The organism is Maricaulis sp. B-26, from assembly GCF_056857855.1.
This window is the reverse complement of record NZ_JBSXNX010000024.1, coordinates 69,436-85,391: the sequence shown is the minus strand read 5'-3', so window position 1 is coordinate 85,391 and position 15,956 is coordinate 69,436. Positions and strand designations below refer to the sequence as shown.

The following is a 15,956-nucleotide window of genomic DNA, read 5'->3' as shown; positions in this document are numbered from 1 at the left end:
TGTTGAGTTTGTTTGTGTGGCATCGGGAACGACCCTGCACACGGAGATTTGTCGGGCCCCTCGCGGCGCCCCTCTCGAAACCGGTCTGGACAGACAGTCAGCGCTTTTGCTGCCCCTCCGAACCGATGGCCTCACCGGATCCGGTCGTGGTCAACCCGACCGGAGCGGGCAAGCTCCGTCCTCCCCACACCCCCGGATAACCAGTCCGGGCCTCGAGCGGTGCGAGAACAGGGAAGAGTCTAAGCCGGGTTTGGAGGGCGGGGATAAGTTGGTGTTTCAGGACACCCAAACTTGTCATCCCGGACGCATGCCCGGCCCTGAGCCGGGCGGAGATCCGGGACCCATACGCCCGGTGCTGGCCGGAAGAAGACGCGGCATGGATAGAGAGTCCGCTTTCGTCCAAATCCCGCGATTATGGGTCCCGGCTCTACAGCCCGCCTGCGCGGGCTATACGGCCGGGATGACAACTTGAAACGAAAAATCTCGATTCCCCCGGGCCTGTCCCGGGGAAACCGGAGCTGAACGGCGTGCCCCCGCCCACTTCTCCATTCATTTCTTGCCGGGATGTCGCCGCACGGGTTCAGCGCCCGCGCACGCCGCACCATAGATATCATGCCGGGAAAGGACCGCTCGAACCCCATACGGCGAACTGGCTGGCAAGAGATCAATGGACGGGTCTGCATAGACAGCCGCCCCGATCTCTCGCCGCCGTCTTTACATAAACAGCGTCGCCGGGTTCTCCAGATAGGCCTTGACCTTCTGGATCAGCATGGCGGCGTCGTAGCCGTCGACGATGCGGTGGTCGAAGCAGCTGGAGAGGTTCATCACCTTGCGCGGCACGACCTGACCTTCCGCATTGTAGCGCGGCAGGGTCTGCATCTTGTTGACGCCGATAATGGCCGTTTCCGGCGCATTGAGGATCGGCGTGGTGACGAGACCGCCAATGGCGCCCAGCGAGGTGATGGTGATGGTCGAACCGGTGAGTTCGTCCTTGGAAGCCTTGCCGTCCTTCGCCGCGCCCGCCAGCCGCTTCAGCTCGCCGGCGATCTGCCAGATATCGAGGCTCTCCGCGTGCTTGATGACCGGCACCATGAGGCCGTTCGGCGTCGCCGCCGCAACGCCGCAATGCACGGCGTCATACTTGGTCAGCACCATGCCCTCGCCGTCGAAATGGGCATTGGCCTGGGGCACGTCCGGCAGGGCCTTCGTGAGCGCCATGACAAGGAAGGGGATGAAGGTCAGCTTGGCCTGATCGTCCGACTTCGTGGCGTTGAGATGGCCGCGCAGTTCTTCCAGCGCCGTGACGTCGATCTCCTCGACATAGGCGATGTCCGGAATGGTGCGCTGGGCATGGGACATGTTCTCGGAGATGCGGCGGCGCAGGCCGATCACCTTCTCCTCGGTCACGCCCGTGCGCGGCACCCGCACGGTGCTGCCCGAACTGCCGGCCCTGGCCGCGAGGCGGCCGCCGGAGCGGATGAAATCGTCCAGGTCTTCATGCGTGATCCGTCCGGCGGGACCGGTCCCGGGCACGGCAGCGAGATCGATATCGGCTTCCAGCGCGCGCTTGCGCACGGCCGGGCTGGCAAGAGCCCGCTCGCCCGCAGGGCGCGCCGCGACGGAAGGAGCCTCGGCAGCCGGAGCCGGAGCGGACGGCCTGGCCGGTTCCCCGGCGGGCTCTTCCGGCTTTTCAGCCTCGGCCTTGTCTGCCTTGGCGGCTTTCTCGTCGTCCTTGCCGCCCTCGTCTTCCGCCGGCACGGCGCCGTCGGTGGCGATGAACATGATCTCGGTGCCCACCGCGATGACATCGCCCGGCGCGCCGACCAGCTTGGTCACGGTGCCGTTCACGGCGCAGGGAATTTCCACCGTCGCCTTGTCGGTCATCACGTCGAGGACGTGCTGGTCTTCGGTGACCGTATCGCCTTCCTTGACGTGCCATTCGACGATCTCGGCTTCGACAATACCCTCGCCGACATCGGGCATCTTGTAGCGGTATTCGCTCATGGTCAGGCCTCCAGAACGTCGTTCATGGCGTTGATGAAACGCTCCGGTCCCGGGAAATAGGACCATTCATGGGCGTGGGGATAGGGCGTATCCCAACCGGTCACCCGCTTGATCGGCGCTTCCAGAGCGAAGAAGCATTCTTCCTGGATCTGGGCCGCCAGCTCGGCGCCGAAACCGGAGGTCCGCGGCGCTTCCTGGGCGACGATGCAGCGGCCGGTCTTGTTGACCGAGCGGGAGATCGTCTCGATGTCGTAGGGCACCAGCGTCTTCAGGTCGATGATCTCGGCGTCCACGCCCGCCTTTTCGGCCGCCGCCTGGGCGACGAGAACCAGCGTTCCATAGGTGACGATGGTCACCGCCGAGCCTTCGCGGACGACTTCCGCCTTGCCGATCGGCAGGCTGTAATGATCCTCCGGCACCTCGCCCTTGGGATGCTGACCCCAGGAGGAGAGCGCGCCGCCGGAATGGCCGTCGAACGGACCGTTATAGAGGCGCTTGGGCTCGAAAAAGATGACCGGGTCCGGGCTTTCGATCGCGGCGATCAGCAGGCCCTTCGCGTCGTAGGGATTGGACGGCATCACGACCTGGACGCCCGGCACCTGGGTGAAGAAGGCTTCCGGGCTCATCGAGTGCGTCTGGCCGCCGCGAATGCCGCCGCCGCAGGGCGTGCGGATCGTGATCGGCATGGTGAACTGGCCGGCCGAGCGATAACGGATGCGCGACATTTCCGAGACGATCTGGTCGATCGCCGGGAAGATGTAGTCGGCGAACTGGATCTCGGCGACGGGCTTGAGGCCCTTGGCTGCCATACCGATCGACATGGCGGCGATGGCCGCCTCGTTGATCGGCGCATCGAAACAGCGGTCGAGACCGTATTTCTTCTGGAGATTGGCGGTGACGCGGAAGACGCCGCCGAAATAGCCCGCATCCTCGCCGAAGGCGAGCACGTCCGGGTCTTTCTCCATCATGTTGTCCATGGCCGAGTTGAGGGCCTGGATCATGTTCATCTTGGCCATGATTAAACCCCCAGATCCTGGCGCTGGCGCCGCAGGCGCCAGTCCGGCTCGGCATAGACATCCTCGAAGATCGAGCTGACCGGCGAGAGCGGGCCGTCGTGCAGCGTGCCGTACGTCTCGGCTTCCTTGTAGGAGGCGATGACCATCTCGTTGAGTTCCTTCTCGAGGGCGGCATGACGCTCGTCATCCCATTCGCCCATGCCGATCAGGTGCTGCTTGAGGCGCTCGACGGGATCGCCCAGCGGCCAGATCTCGGCCTCGCCCTTGGGACGGTAGCCGGACGGGTCGTCCGAGGTGGAGTGCGCATCGGCGCGATAGGTGTAGTACTCGATCACCGTGGCGCCATGGCCGGCGCGGGCGCGCTCGGCGGCCCACTGCATGGCCGCATACACGGCGAGGAAGTCGTTGCCGTCGACCCGCAGCGAGGCCAGGCCGTAGCCGAGGCCCTTCAGCGCGAAGGTCTCCGCTTCGCCGCCTGCAATGCCCTGGAAGGTCGAGATGGCCCACTGATTGTTGACCACATTGAGGATGACCGGCGCCTTGTAGGTCGAGGCCAGGACCAGCGCGCCGTGGAAATCGCCCTCGGCGGTGGAGCCTTCGCCGATCCAACTCGCCGCGATCTGGCTCTCGCCCTTGTAGCGGCAGCCCATCGCATAGCCCACGGCCTGCGGGAACTGGGTCGTCAGATTGCCCGAGATCGAGAAGAAATTGCCCTCCGCCCAGGTGTAGTGCACCGGCAGCTGGCGGCCCTTCAGATTGTCGCGGCTGTTGGAGATGCAGTGGCACATCATGTCGACGATGTCCCGGCCGCGCGCGAACAGCATGCCCTGCTGGCGGTAGGACGGGAAGAGCATGTCGCCCTTGTCCAGGCCCATGGCGCCGGCGACGGCAACCGCCTCCTCGCCCGTCGACTTCATGTAGAAGCTCATCTTGCCCTGGCGCTGCAGCTTCAGCATGCGGTCGTCATAGACGCGGGTGAGCACCATGTGGCGCAGACCCTCGCGCAGCGTCTCCGCATCGATCTTGGGGTCCCACTCGCCGACGGCCTGGTGATTGTGATCGAGGACGCGGATCAGGCCGGTGGCCAGATCGCGGGTCTCGGCGCCGGCCACGGTCGGATCGGGGCGCTTGGCCTCGCCGGCCGGCGGAATGTCCAGATGGGAAAAGTCGGGCGTGTCGCCGGGCCGGACGTGCGGTGCCGGGACATGAAAGCGGGGTTCAGAGTGTGCCATGAGCTCTCGCTGAAAACATCGGCGATACGTGCCTGAAACGCGATCCGGCCGGAGCCGGGTGCGCGAGGGCGTCTAGCGCGGAAGAGCTTGTCTTGTCCACCATTGGAATGCGGTGCCATTTTGGGGTTCGCAAACATCAAACCTTGGATTATTTTCGCTAAAATCCATGATTTGAGGCAATAATGACAGCTACACTAGACACGATCGACGTGCGCATCCTTGAGGCTCTGCAGGAGGATGCCGGCCGGTCGGTGGCCGATATTGCGGAAATCGTCGGGCTCACGCCCTCCCCCTGCTGGCGCCGGATACGCCGCCTGGAGACGGAAGGTATCATCAAGCGCCGCTCGGTCCAGCTGGATCGTCGCGCGCTCGGCCTGATGTTCACCGCCTATCTGGAAGTGAAGATCCAGCCGGCCCGCAAGGCAAATTACGAGAAGTTCGAATCGGCGATCCAGAAATTCCAGGAAATCACAGAGGCCTGCACCATGACGGGCCCCTACGACTATCTCCTGAAGGTCGTCACCCCGGACATCGACGCCTATAACGAGTTCATGTCCGAAAAGATGATCCCGCTTGACGTGGTCGGCGATTTCCGCACCTCCGTGCAGATCCGCAACGTCAAGGAAGGCCGCGGCCTCCCGCTGGGCCATATCGACGGGTAGGGCAGGCACCAAGGCGCAAAAGAAAAAGGGCGCAGCCACACCGGCCGCGCCCTTTCTTGTATTCAGCGTGGAGCCTCGCTTACGAGATCCGCTCGACCGCAACCGCCGTGGCTTCGCCGCCGCCGATGCAGAGCGAGGCGACGCCCTTGGTCTTGCCGGCTTTTTCAAGCGCCGCCAGCAGAGTAACCATGATGCGGGCACCGGAGGCGCCGATCGGGTGACCCAGGGCACAGGCGCCGCCATTGACGTTGATGATGTCGTGGGAAATGCCCAGCTCCTTCATCGCGATCATCGGCACCACGGCGAAGGCTTCGTTGATCTCCCAGAGATCGACATCCTCGATCTTCCAGCCGGCGCGCTCGACGGCCTTGCGCATGGCGGGAACCGGCGCGGTGGTGAAATAGGCCGGCTCGTGTGCGTGAGCCGCCGTGGAGACGATGCGGGCGATCGGCTTGAGACCGCGGCGCTCGGCTTCCGACTGGCGCATCATGATCAGCGCCGCCGCACCGTCCGAGATGGCCGAGGCGTTCGCCGCCGTCACCGTACCGTCCTTGCCGAAGGCAGGACGCAGGGACGGGATTTTCTCCGGCATAGCCTTGCGCGGCAGCTCGTCCGTGTCGACGACAACCTCGCCCTTGCGGGTCTTGATCGTGACCGGCGTGATCTCGCGCTTGAAGTCGCCGTCCTTGGTGGCACGCTGGGAGCGGGCCAGGGTTTCCAGGGCGTAGGCGTCCTGCTGCTCGCGGGTGAACTGGTGCTCTTCCGCGATCATGTCGGCATAGACACCCATCGGCTTCTTCTCGTAGGCGTCCTCGAGACCGTCCTGGGCCATGTGGTCCTTGATCACGTCATGGCCGTATTTGAAGCCGGCACGATGGCTCGGCATCATGTGCGGCGCATTGGTCATGCTTTCCATGCCGCCCGCGATGATGATGTCGGCATCGCCGGCCATGATCGCCGCGCGGCCCATGATGGCCGCCTGCATGCCGGAGCCGCACATCTTGTTCAGCGTGGTGGCCTCGACCGACTTGGGCAGGCCGGCCTTGATCGCGGCCTGACGGCCCGGGGCCTGGCCCTGGCCGGCCATGAGCACATTGCCCATCAGGATCTGGTCGACATCGTCGCCGGCGATGCCGGCTTCTTCCATGGCCGCCGTGACGGCAATGGCGCCGAGTTCGTTGGCCGACATCGGGGCGAGTTCGCCCAGCAGGCCACCCATCGGGGTGCGGGCCATGCCGACGATGACGACGGGATCGTCCGTAGCGCTCATTTCATGTCTCCTCTGGGATCGGTCTGTGGCGTAGTTTGGCGCGCATGATCAAAACATGGGCCCCAGCGTCAAGTTTTTTCGCAGATGCAACATCTGCCGCAAAGCAGTTGCCGACCTTGCGCAATTGGATGCAAACTCTTGCCTTGCTTGCACTTTTGGTCATCGCTGCAGGCATTATCGGCAAAACTGAATCAGCTATCAACTTTTCTGTGAGCAGCGATTGGCGCCGGCTTTTCGCGACTGCAATCATCGCAATCGTGATCCCGTCGCTCGGCGAGGAGCTGGTCTTCCGGGTCGGCTTGGCCGGCCGGAGGGGATGGCTGCGCGCGACCGGCGCCCTCGCGCTATTTATCCTCTGGCACCCGCTCCAGCTCTGGCTCGGCCTGCCCATGGCGCAGCCCGTCTTCGCCGAACCGGGCTTCCTCGCCATCGTCGCCCTGCTGGGCCTCGCCTGCACCCTGGCCTATCGCTGGTCCGGCTCGCTCTGGCCGCCGGTCTTCATCCACTGGACCGTGGTGGTGGGGTGGAAGGCTGTAGCGGGCGGGTGAGCCCTACCCGATCAGCCTGACCCCGCTCGCCGGCGCATCGGCCCCGCGCGTCGACGCGATCCAGCCGCCGCCGAGGACGCGGTCCTCGTCGTCGGGGGAGTAGAAGACGCAAGCCTGACCCGGCGCGACGCCTTCCTCGCCCTCGGCCAGCACCACGCCGACCGTGTCGTCCTCGACCGACAGCGCCGCCGGAACCGGCGGGCGGGTGGAGCGGACCTTCACGCGCACGGGCGCACCGTCTTCCATCGCGTCATCGCCCAGCCAGTTGATCTCCTTGAGGGAAATCGCCTCCACGGCGAGCGCTTCGCGCGGACCGACGACGACCTGGGCCTTTTCCGCGTCAAGCCGGACGACATAGAGCGGATCGCCCGCCGCGATACCGAGACCGCGGCGCTGGCCGACCGTATAGCGGATCACGCCTTCATGCGTTCCGAGCACGCGCCCGTCGACATGCACGATCTCACCCGGACGCGAGGCGCCGGGACGGATCTTCTCGACGATGTCGACATAGCGGCCCTGGGGCACGAAACAGATGTCCTGGCTGTCCGGCTTGTCCGCCACGATCAGGCCGAAGGCCTCGGCCAGCTCGCGCGTCTGGTCCTTGTTGAGATGGCCCAGCGGGAAGCGCAGGAAATCGAGCTGTTCCTGTGTCGTGGCGAACAGGAAATAGGACTGGTCCTTGCCCGGATCGGCGGCCCGGCGCAGTTCCGGCCCGTTCGGACCGGCTACGCGCTGGATGTAATGCCCCGTCGCCATGCAGACGGCGCCAAGCTGCTTCGCCGTGGTCAGAAGATCGGCGAATTTGACGGTCTGATTGCAGCGCACACAGGGAATGGGCGTGTATCCGGCGAGATAGGTATCGGCGAATTCCTCGATCACCGCTTCGCGGAACCGGCTTTCATAGTCGAGAACATAGTGCGGGAAGCCGCATTCCTCGGCGACGCGCTTGGCGTCGTAGATGTCCTGGCCGGCGCAGCAGGCGCCCTTCTTCTGGATCGCCGCTCCATGGTCGTAGAGCTGCAGCGTCACGCCGACCACGTCATAGCCGGCGCGGTGCAGGAGCGCCGCCGTCACGGAGCTGTCCACTCCGCCGGACATGGCCACCACCACGCGGTGATCGGCCGGGTTTCCACCCAGGCCAAGCGGGTCGTCCGCCAGATTGAATCGGGAAAGCAGTTCGTCGGCGCGCTTCATCGCGTCGCCGGTCGCAAGCGTCGTCATGTATTCGCCTCCAACGGGGTCAAGGCCCGGAGCAAACGGTTATCGATGGCGCGCTCTTACCTCAGATAGGGCAGAAGCGAAACACTCGAGAGCGAGGAAAAGGTCTTGGCGGAGACTTCCAGCGCGGTCTGGGCCTGCTGGAAGCGGGTAGCCGCCTCGGCCATGTCGACATCCTCATAGTCGGAGATCATCTGGGTCAGGAAGTCCTGGCGGTCGCCATGGGAATTCTTGATGTTCTCGACCTCGTTCTGCTTGGAACCGTTCTCGCCGACCTTGACGTAGAGATTGTCCAGCGCGCCAATCACGTTCTGGATCTCGCCGTTGAGATAGGCTTCCTGCTGCGGCGTCATGGGCGAGACGAAGGGACCGTCCGGTCCGGCATTGAACTCGGCGATGCGCTTGAAGGCATCGAAGACTTCCGTGCCGACATCGCTGGCCAGCATGCCGACGTCCATCGTGATGTTCTGGTCGAGCTGAACCTGGGGGCGGCGGTCATTGTTCTGGAAAGCGTCGCTCGCATTGGTCAGGGGAATGAGATCGTCGACATCGCTAATCGCAACGGGCGGCGTATCGCTGCGCGTACCGCCGAAGACATAGGTTCCGGCGTGCTGGGTATTCAGCGAGTTCGAGATCGTGCGGAAGGCTTCGCGCACTTCCAGCATGGTGTAGTCGCCATCCTTGGAGGTCACCGCAAGACGGAGATCGCTGATCGAGGCCGCCATCTCTTCCAGGGCGGCATCCTGAGCGTCGAGGCGGGAAGCGGTCCGCACGGCGGCTTCCTCGTAGGACTTGGCCCGGTCGAGCGCGGAACGCGCAGCGGACAGGGTTTCGGCCTGGTAGCCGACGCCCTTGAGGTCGCTGGCCTTCTTGCCGGTGGTCAGCTGCTGCTGGGCTTCAAACAGGGTGCGCTGGGCCTTCATCAGGTCCATGAGCGCGGACTGGTTGGCGGCGTGGGTGGAAATACGGGTCATCTCAATCGCCTCCTCAGATCACGCTCAACAGGGTGTCGGTCATTTCCTTGGCCGCCTGAAGCATGCGGGCCGAGGCATTGTAGGACTGCTGGAAGAGCGTCATGTTCGCCAGCTCCTCGTCGAGGTTCACGCCCTCGACATCGAGCCGTTTCTGCTGGGCAGTCTGCTGCAGGGCTGCGGCCGACTGGGCCTCGCTGTCCGCACGCGCCGCGCGCGAACCGATCGTCCCGGCCACGCGGGCCGCGAAATCCTGCAGGCTGGAATTGGTCGGCGAGAGCGAACCCGCCGCATTGAAGGTTCGCGGCTTGAACAGGGATTCCTGCAGCGCATTGCCGCCCCGGTTATCGCCGGAGGCAAGGACGATATCGCCGGCCACAGTTGTGGCCGAGATATCGAGCTGGCCGAGCGCCAGGAGGCTGGAGTCGGCTCGGATATTCGGGTCCACCTCGAACATTTCCGAACGTCCGGCGCGCGCTTCCAGGCCGACGCCGAAAATATTGGAGAAAGCCATGCCGGACGTACCGCGCGTGGTATTGTCGCCGATCAGGTCGACCTCGAAGCCTTCATATCCCGGATTGGTGGTCTGGACGAGCTGGCCATTGCCGTCGAGCGAGAAGGTGACGTAACGGCCGAGGCCGCTATTGGGATCATTCAGCGCGGTTACCACGTCGTTGAAGGTCTGACCGGCCACCATCGGAATATTCACGTCCTTGATGGTCGCGCCGTCATCGGTCGCGATCCGGAAGGACAGCTCCGATCCGCCTGCGAAACCGTGCAGCTCCGTACCGGTGAAGCCTGTCTCGAAGAAGGCGGGGCGGTCGGAGCGGATGAGGTCGTTCAGGCCGAAGAAGTGCGCGAACCCGCGGCCGCCGCGATCGCTCGGACTGGTCTCGTCCTGCAGCGTGGCGATGCCGTGATTGGCCGCATTGGCCGACAGGGTGAGCTGCCCGTTGGTGAAGCTGGCCGTTCCCAGACCACCCATGGCGGTGTTGATGGCCGCGGTCAGGGATCCGACCGTGGTGCCGATCGCAGCGGCCGCACCGCCGTCGACCGAGAGCGTGCCGGCGTCGAAATCGATATCGATCCGGCTGACCAGCTGTCCGCCGCTATCGGTGATGGCCAGGGTCGTCGCACCCGTGAAATTATGGGCGTCCGTCGCTTCCAGTCCCGTATTGCGGCCCGCCAGGACCTGCGGAGCGGGATAGGAGCTGGCATTGTTGTGGGCGGCATTGATCGCGTCCGCCGCGCCGGAGGTCAGCTCGGCCAGTTCCTCGGCGACGTCCGGGAGCACCTGGTCGCGCAGATCGATCAAGGCGCGCAGCTCGCCGCCGACCAGATGGCCGTCCAGGCGCTGCGCCGCACCGCCGTTCGGATTCTCGATCATGATGTCGCCATAGGCGAGACCATAGGCGCCCGACCCGGCCGCATTATAGGTCAGCCTGGCCGGATAATTGTCGAGCAGGAGGACGCCGTCCGTGGTCCGCACCACCACACGGCCATCGCCCTGATAGTCGGCGCGGACGTCCATATATTGCGACAGCTCGTCGAGCAGTTCGGACTGGCGGTTCGCCGCCCCCGACGTATCGCCGCCGGAGCTCGACAGGCTCTGCACATTGGCGTTCAGCTCGTAGAGCTCGTTGATGATCAGGTTGGCGCGCTCGAGCGTCGCATTGATCTTGGCATCGGATTCCTGGCGCTGGGCCCGGATGGATGTGGAGAGGCGCTCGGCTTCGTTGAAGAAGGAGGCCAGATCCGCGGCCGACGACAGGCGCGCCACCGACAGGGTCGGATCGACGCTGGCTTGCGACAGGCTGGAGAAGGCGTTGTTCAGGCGAGAAAAGAGCGAGCCCGCATCGTCGAGCGAGCCAAATTGCGATTGCAGCCGGTCGAGCGCAGCTGCGGACGCGGCTGCGACGGAGGCCTGGCTGATGGAGCGCAGCGACGCCGCCTGCAGATGGCGGTCGACGACCTGGGTGATACCCGTGACCTCGACGCCCATCGCGGTACCGCCGGCAGCGCGCGAGGCCAGATTGGCGATGGTGCGGGAATAGCCCGGCGTATTGACGTTCGCGACATTGTTCGACGTCGCCCGCAAGGCAGCCTGGCTGGCCTGGATACCGGACAGGGAATTCCCGAGAATGGCACTCAGCGACATGTTCCACTCCTTGCGATCGCGGGAAGCACGGGCATTTTCCGGCGGTTTTTGCCGGTGAGGCGGCAAGGCTTGCCGGGTGCAGCGTTAACGCCGCCCCGATGGGCCGAAGCCGTCTTCGATTGATAACCCGTTGCGTCCATTTGCGTTTCTTCGCATCTACAAGGTTACTGACGCGCCATCGCGCCAATTTTCCTGATCCATACGTCGCAAGGGGTGGGCCAGTTTCACGGTCCACGCCCCGGGCCTTGAACCCGCCGCTCGCGCGCGGGCGCAGGTACGTACGCGCGGTCCAAGAGGACCGGGGCGATACGCGGGCAGACCGAGCAGGGCCTCGCTCGTCGCCCGCCAGACCTCACCCGGCAGCATTGGCCCCATGCCCGGAAGAATTGTCCGGCCAGATGTGCAGGGCGAATTCCTTACTCAGTTTTTAACATTATTTTTCAGCTACTTATGCATCATTCGAACTGGCACGGGGCTTGCGGACGAGCAGGACGAACCGACACGACAAATGTGTCCAGACCGACGAGTAGATCGACCGATGCCCAACAGCCTGCCCAGCGCAAACCTGTTTCCCGGCGCCGCCCCGGCGTCCGGCCAGGCCGTCAAGCAAGCCGCACACGACGCCATCGATGGCCGCCGCGAGGCGCGCCGCGACTCGCCATCGCAGTTCGACAGCCTGGTCGAGGACAGCCGCCGCGATACGAGCGGCGCCGAAACCGCCTCGGCCGCCAAGGTCGTCAGCGATGCGGTGAAGTCCGAAACACCGGCGCCGACGCCGCGCGATGCCGAAGCTGCCAGCCCGGCTGCCCCGGCGACCGACACCACCTCGGGCACCACGCCCGGCGGCACTTCCGAAGATCCGGCCCAGGCCTCGACGCAACCGGACAACGGCGCTCAGACGATCACGGGCGGCGCTGCATCCGGCGACGAGACTGGCGTGGCGCAATCCACCAATTCCGGCGATGCGACCCCCGCCGGAACCACGCTCTCCGCCGGGACAGCGACCGAGGGCAGCGAAGAGACCGGGACGGCTTCCGCACCGCGCACAGGTCCCGCCACCCATGCCAATACCCGCGCCTTCGAAGCAGCCGCCAATGGTATCGAGACCTCGGCAGCCAATAGTCAGGCCGCCGTGCGGGCTGCCAGCACGGTAGCCGACGGCAAACCCGTTTCAGCCGGCAAGTCCGGCGCGACGAACGGCGCAGGCGTGAAAGCCGCTCCGGCCACGGGACCGGCCGCTGGCAACGCACCGCAATCCGTGCCGGCTAGCGGGACGACGACGGGGACACCTGCCGCGACGGCATCGCCCTCCCCGGAGACGGCCGCTCCCGCCAACACGACTGTCCAGCCCCTGACGGACGACGGCATCGTGGATACCCCGGCCTCCGGCAAGCCCCCTGCGACGGCCTCTGACAAGGCCGCCGGAACTGCACGTGCCGAAGGCGCGACCGGTCAGGCGGCACAGCCCGGCGCAACCGGCGCCGAAGGCGGCCAGACTGGCGCCCGGCCCGCGACGCCCACCACGCCGGCTGCCAATACTCCACCGGCGAACGCCCAGACACCGGGCGCAACGGCAACCGAGCCGCAATCCCCGGCCACGCCTGCGACACCGCCGGCCGGCAAAGCCGCAGCCCACGGTCAGGCCGTCTCGGATGCGGTGAAGTCCGCGACCGGATCCGACGCCGCTGCAGCTGCCACCGCACTCAATGCAGAGCGGGCAGACGCCCCGCGCGATCGCGCCATTCTGCAGACCAAGTCCGGCAAGACCTTTGCGAACGCTGCGTCCGCGGCCGATGCCGCCCGCAGCGCTGCGGGCGAGTTCAAGCCGGCGAGCGTCGCGCCGTCCGGCACCGATCTGACCACTGCCACGGCGTCCGCGTCCCGCGAGACCGTGCTTCCGGCACCGGCCGGTCAGCCCCTGCCCGCCGGTCCGGCGCTCGGGCTCGATCTGGCTCCCGGCCAGCAGGTCATGCTGGACGGGCAAAGCGACCCGTCCCTGCAGGGCGATCTCGACCTCTCACTCACCCGCACCGAAGTGCGAACGGTGGGCGGCGACCGCACGGGGGCCAACCTGCCGCGCTTCACGCCGCAGAGCGCCTCGCACCTGGCCGGCCAGATCACGCGTCACTTCAATAACGGCAATCGCGTCTTCGATATCCGCCTCGATCCCGCCGAGCTCGGCCGCGTCGATGTGCGCCTGGAGATGCGTGCCGACAATCGTGTCCACGCCGTGCTCTCGGTCGAGCGCAGCGACACGCTGATGGAATTGCAGCGCGGTTCGCGCGAGCTGGAACGCGCCCTCCAGGAGGCCGGTATCGACCTCTCCGAGGAAGGCCTTTCCTTCCAGCTCAGCGAGGGCGGCGACCAGCCGGGCCAGTCCGGCGAACATGAAGCGGGCGAGAGCCTGCCGGTCTTCGCCCAGGGGCATGGCTACGGCCTTGAAGCCGACGAAGAACTGCCGGCGGTCCCGGCGACCGCCTACGGATTTCAACTGTCCCGGCGCGAAGGCGTCGATGTACGGGTATAGGAGACACGGCTCATGACAGAAGTCAGCAGTATCGGCGCATCAAGCCCAGCCCTGACCGGTTCGCGGACCAGTCTCGCGGACAATTTCGAGATGTTCCTCACCTTGCTCACCGAGCAGATGAAGAACCAGGATCCGCTCGAGCCGCTGGATTCGACCCAGTTCGTGAACCAGCTGGTCGATTTCTCCAGCGTGGAACAGCAGATCGCGCAGAACCAGAACCTGGAAAGCCTGCTGCTGATCCAGTCGGCGGCCGCCCAGGGCTCGTCGGTCGGCTATATCGGCCGCCTTGCGACCGCAGAGACAACCCAGGCCCCGCTCAGCAACGGCAAGGCGAGCTGGGACTATATCCTTCCGAACGATGCGGAGAGCGTGGAACTGTCCATTCTCGATGCGGACGGACGCGTCGTGGCGCGCGCCACCGGCGATACCACGACCGGCTCCCACACCTTCGACTGGGACGGCACGGACAGTGTCGGCGCCCAGCTCGATGACGGCGTCTACTCGCTCGAAGTGACCGCGCTCGACGAGGAAGGCGAACCGGTCTTCGCCGATATCCGGGCCACTGCCGAGGTGACCGGTGTCGATCTGTCCGGTGCGGAAGTCATCGTCGAGATGGGTCCGATCCGGGCCCCGCTTTCATCCATCCTGTCGCTGCGGGCCAACGAGCCCGAGGCAGCGCCAGCCGTCTAATCCCCAGGCCGCCCGCCTGACCCGATGGCCAGAAAGGCCATCAGGCACACTGAACCAGCAGAACGCTCCGAAAACAGAAAAAAGCCAGGAGCATACAATGAGCATCAATTCAGCGCTGTTGGCCGGCGCATCCGGCCTGATTTCCAACTCCAACGCGCTCGCGTCGATCTCGGACAATATCGCGAACGTGAACACGGTGGGCTACAAGCGCGCCGAGGCCATCTTCACGCCGCTTTACGACAGCGACAGTTCGACCAAGGGCTATTCGGCTGCCGGCGTGCACTCGCGCTCGCGCCTCGCCATCAGCGAGACGGGCCTGCTGACCGCCGGCTCCTCGCCGACCGATCTCGCCATCTCAGGCCGTGGTTTCTTCGTCGTCCGCGACGATGCCAATGCGACCGCATCCGACCCGGTCGCCTTCACCCGTGCCGGCCGCTTCGCCGCCGACAGCCTGGGCTATCTGCGCAATGACGCCGGCAAGTATCTCGCCGGCTGGCCGGTCGCCTCCGACGGTTCCGTGGTCCAGAACCCGTCCGACCTCAACACGCTGGAGACCATCAACCTGGCCTCCATCGGCGGCGCGGCGGAAGCCACGACGATCATGGGCATCAATGCGAACCTCCAGGCCGGCCAGTCCGTCTCCGCTGACGAAGCCACCTACGACCCGACGGTGTCGGGCACCAACATGGCTTCGGGCAATGTGACGCCGGACTTCCAGCGCTCCGTTCCTTTCTATGACAGCCAGGGCGGCGTTCGCACCCTGACCATCTCGCTGCTGAAAAGCTCGACGCCGAACCAGTGGCATGCCGAAGTGCACATGGTCCCGGCGTCCGACGTCTCCACCGGTGCCGGCCTGGTCGACGGACAGCTGCTGACGGGCACGATCGCCTTCGATGCGCAGGGCCGGCTCGACACCGCGAACACGACCCTGCCGACGCAGCTGGACTTCCTGTCCTCGACGAACACCGGCGCCCTCGGTGCCAACCAGTTCCAGTGGGCTTCGGCCACCGGTATCGACGCGCAGTCGATCTCGCTGGAATTCGGCGACCCGAACTCGCCGGGCGGCTTCACGCAGTATGACAGCCCGTCCGCCCTGCTCTCGACCAATGTGAACGGTTCGGCCTTCGGCAACTTCGCCAGCGTCGATGTCGACGATGACGGCTTCGTCTTCGCCAAGTTCACCAACGGCATCGTGCGCAAGATCTACCAGATCCCGGTGGCGACCTTCGCCAATCCGGACGGCCTGGAAGCCCAGTCGGGCGGCACCTATACGGTGACCCCGGAATCCGGCGCCTACACGCTGAACGCACCGGGCCTGGGCACCGCCGGCTCCATCGCCGCCTCCACGCTGGAAAGTTCCAATGTCGATCTGGCGAACGAGTTCACCAGCCTGATCACCACCCAGCGGGCCTATTCGGCCTCGTCGAAGATCATCACGACCGCCGACGAGATGCTGGATGAAGCAATCCGGATGAAGCGCTAATTCACCCACGCAGCATCCTGTCTGAGGGTCCCGTCAGTTCATGACGGGGCCCTCTTTTTATGTGTGACCGCATGGCTAACGCGGGCCCTACAATTTGTCTCGGATTTCTGCGCAGTCCTTAAATCCAAATTTACCCAGCGGTTTAGGTGGATGTTAAAGGGCGGCGTGTAGGTTGAC

At 65.3% G+C, this 15,956-nt stretch carries 12 protein-coding genes; 5 read left to right on the top strand and 7 right to left on the bottom strand.

The genetic code is table 11. The features are described from left to right. Nucleotides 1-714: 714 nt before the first annotated feature. The 3 genes from AC13HB_RS11010 to AC13HB_RS11000 are packed head-to-tail and all read right to left on the bottom strand — an operon-like array spanning nucleotide 715 to nucleotide 4,252. Complete coding sequence (locus tag AC13HB_RS11010; RefSeq protein WP_482949803.1) at nucleotides 715-2,004, bottom strand: dihydrolipoamide acetyltransferase family protein; 1,290 nt, start codon at nucleotides 2,002-2,004, stop codon at nucleotides 715-717. Nucleotides 2,005-2,006: 2 nt separating this feature from the next. Then, nucleotides 2,007-3,020: an alpha-ketoacid dehydrogenase subunit beta gene (locus AC13HB_RS11005; protein WP_482949802.1), complete on the bottom strand. Its 1,014-nt coding sequence runs from the start codon at nucleotides 3,018-3,020 to the stop codon at nucleotides 2,007-2,009. A gap of 2 nt (nucleotides 3,021-3,022) precedes the next feature. Next, nucleotides 3,023-4,252 (bottom strand): thiamine pyrophosphate-dependent enzyme, encoded by a 1,230-nt coding sequence (locus AC13HB_RS11000; protein WP_482949801.1) that lies wholly within the window; start codon nucleotides 4,250-4,252, stop codon nucleotides 3,023-3,025. Nucleotides 4,253-4,434: 182 nt separating this feature from the next. Between AC13HB_RS11000 and AC13HB_RS10995 the strand changes: the two genes are divergently transcribed. Beyond that, nucleotides 4,435-4,914, top strand: a complete 480-nt coding sequence (locus AC13HB_RS10995) for an Lrp/AsnC family transcriptional regulator (protein ID WP_482949800.1) — start codon at nucleotides 4,435-4,437, stop codon at nucleotides 4,912-4,914. A gap of 79 nt (nucleotides 4,915-4,993) precedes the next feature. Here AC13HB_RS10995 and AC13HB_RS10990 read toward each other — a convergent pair whose 3' ends face one another. Continuing rightward, on the bottom strand, nucleotides 4,994-6,184 hold the full coding sequence (locus AC13HB_RS10990) for a thiolase family protein (protein ID WP_482949799.1): 1,191 nt from the start codon (nucleotides 6,182-6,184) through the stop codon (nucleotides 4,994-4,996). 209 nt (nucleotides 6,185-6,393) lie between these two features. On the opposite strand from AC13HB_RS10990, the gene AC13HB_RS10985 reads away from it, so the two are divergent. Beyond that, on the top strand, nucleotides 6,394-6,732 hold the full coding sequence (locus AC13HB_RS10985) for a CPBP family glutamic-type intramembrane protease (RefSeq protein ID WP_482949798.1): 339 nt from the start codon (nucleotides 6,394-6,396) through the stop codon (nucleotides 6,730-6,732). Nucleotides 6,733-6,735: 3 nt separating this feature from the next. Here AC13HB_RS10985 and mnmA read toward each other — a convergent pair whose 3' ends face one another. From mnmA to flgK, 3 genes are read right to left on the bottom strand one after another with little or no spacing between them, the layout of a single operon-like run. Beyond that, entirely contained in the window at nucleotides 6,736-7,953 is a 1,218-nt protein-coding gene (gene mnmA / locus AC13HB_RS10980; protein ID WP_482949797.1) for a tRNA 2-thiouridine(34) synthase MnmA, read from the bottom strand. 56 nt (nucleotides 7,954-8,009) lie between these two features. Continuing rightward, a complete protein-coding gene (locus AC13HB_RS10975; protein ID WP_482949796.1) occupies nucleotides 8,010-8,924 on the bottom strand; it encodes a flagellin in 915 nt (304 codons plus the stop codon). Nucleotides 8,925-8,937: 13 nt separating this feature from the next. Continuing rightward, on the bottom strand, nucleotides 8,938-11,079 hold the full coding sequence (gene flgK / locus AC13HB_RS10970; RefSeq protein WP_482949795.1) for a flagellar hook-associated protein FlgK: 2,142 nt from the start codon (nucleotides 11,077-11,079) through the stop codon (nucleotides 8,938-8,940). A 538-nt stretch (nucleotides 11,080-11,617) separates the two neighbouring features. Here flgK and AC13HB_RS10965 point away from each other — a divergent pair. From AC13HB_RS10965 to AC13HB_RS10955, 3 genes are all read left to right on the top strand, one after another. After that, the gene (locus tag AC13HB_RS10965; protein WP_482949794.1) at nucleotides 11,618-13,606 is read left to right on the top strand and encodes a flagellar hook-length control protein FliK; all 1,989 of its coding nucleotides are present in this window, start codon (nucleotides 11,618-11,620) and stop codon (nucleotides 13,604-13,606) included. Between the two features lie 12 nt (nucleotides 13,607-13,618). Next, entirely contained in the window at nucleotides 13,619-14,296 is a 678-nt protein-coding gene (locus tag AC13HB_RS10960; protein WP_482949793.1) for a flagellar hook assembly protein FlgD, read from the top strand. A gap of 97 nt (nucleotides 14,297-14,393) precedes the next feature. Then, the gene (locus AC13HB_RS10955) at nucleotides 14,394-15,779 is read left to right on the top strand and encodes a flagellar hook-basal body complex protein (RefSeq protein ID WP_482949792.1); all 1,386 of its coding nucleotides are present in this window, start codon (nucleotides 14,394-14,396) and stop codon (nucleotides 15,777-15,779) included. The last annotated feature ends 177 nt before the right edge of the window (nucleotides 15,780-15,956 follow it).

Bases quoted from the DNA above. Each gene is read 5' to 3' on its own strand.
- AC13HB_RS11010 (WP_482949803.1), bottom strand. From the start codon at position 2,004: ATGAGCGAATACCGCTACAAGATGCCCGATGTCGGCGAGGGTATTGTC.
- AC13HB_RS11005 (WP_482949802.1), bottom strand. From the start codon at position 3,020: ATGGCCAAGATGAACATGATCCAGGCCCTCAACTCGGCCATGGACAAC.
- AC13HB_RS11000 (WP_482949801.1), bottom strand. From the start codon at position 4,252: ATGGCACACTCTGAACCCCGCTTTCATGTCCCGGCACCGCACGTCCGG.
- AC13HB_RS10995 (WP_482949800.1), top strand. From the start codon at position 4,435: ATGACAGCTACACTAGACACGATCGACGTGCGCATCCTTGAGGCTCTG.
- AC13HB_RS10990 (WP_482949799.1), bottom strand. From the start codon at position 6,184: ATGAGCGCTACGGACGATCCCGTCGTCATCGTCGGCATGGCCCGCACC.
- mnmA (WP_482949797.1), bottom strand. From the start codon at position 7,953: ATGACGACGCTTGCGACCGGCGACGCGATGAAGCGCGCCGACGAACTG.
- AC13HB_RS10975 (WP_482949796.1), bottom strand. From the start codon at position 8,924: ATGACCCGTATTTCCACCCACGCCGCCAACCAGTCCGCGCTCATGGAC.
- flgK (WP_482949795.1), bottom strand. From the start codon at position 11,079: ATGTCGCTGAGTGCCATTCTCGGGAATTCCCTGTCCGGTATCCAGGCC.
- AC13HB_RS10965 (WP_482949794.1), top strand. From the start codon at position 11,618: ATGCCCAACAGCCTGCCCAGCGCAAACCTGTTTCCCGGCGCCGCCCCG.
- AC13HB_RS10960 (WP_482949793.1), top strand. From the start codon at position 13,619: ATGACAGAAGTCAGCAGTATCGGCGCATCAAGCCCAGCCCTGACCGGT.
- AC13HB_RS10955 (WP_482949792.1), top strand. From the start codon at position 14,394: ATGAGCATCAATTCAGCGCTGTTGGCCGGCGCATCCGGCCTGATTTCC.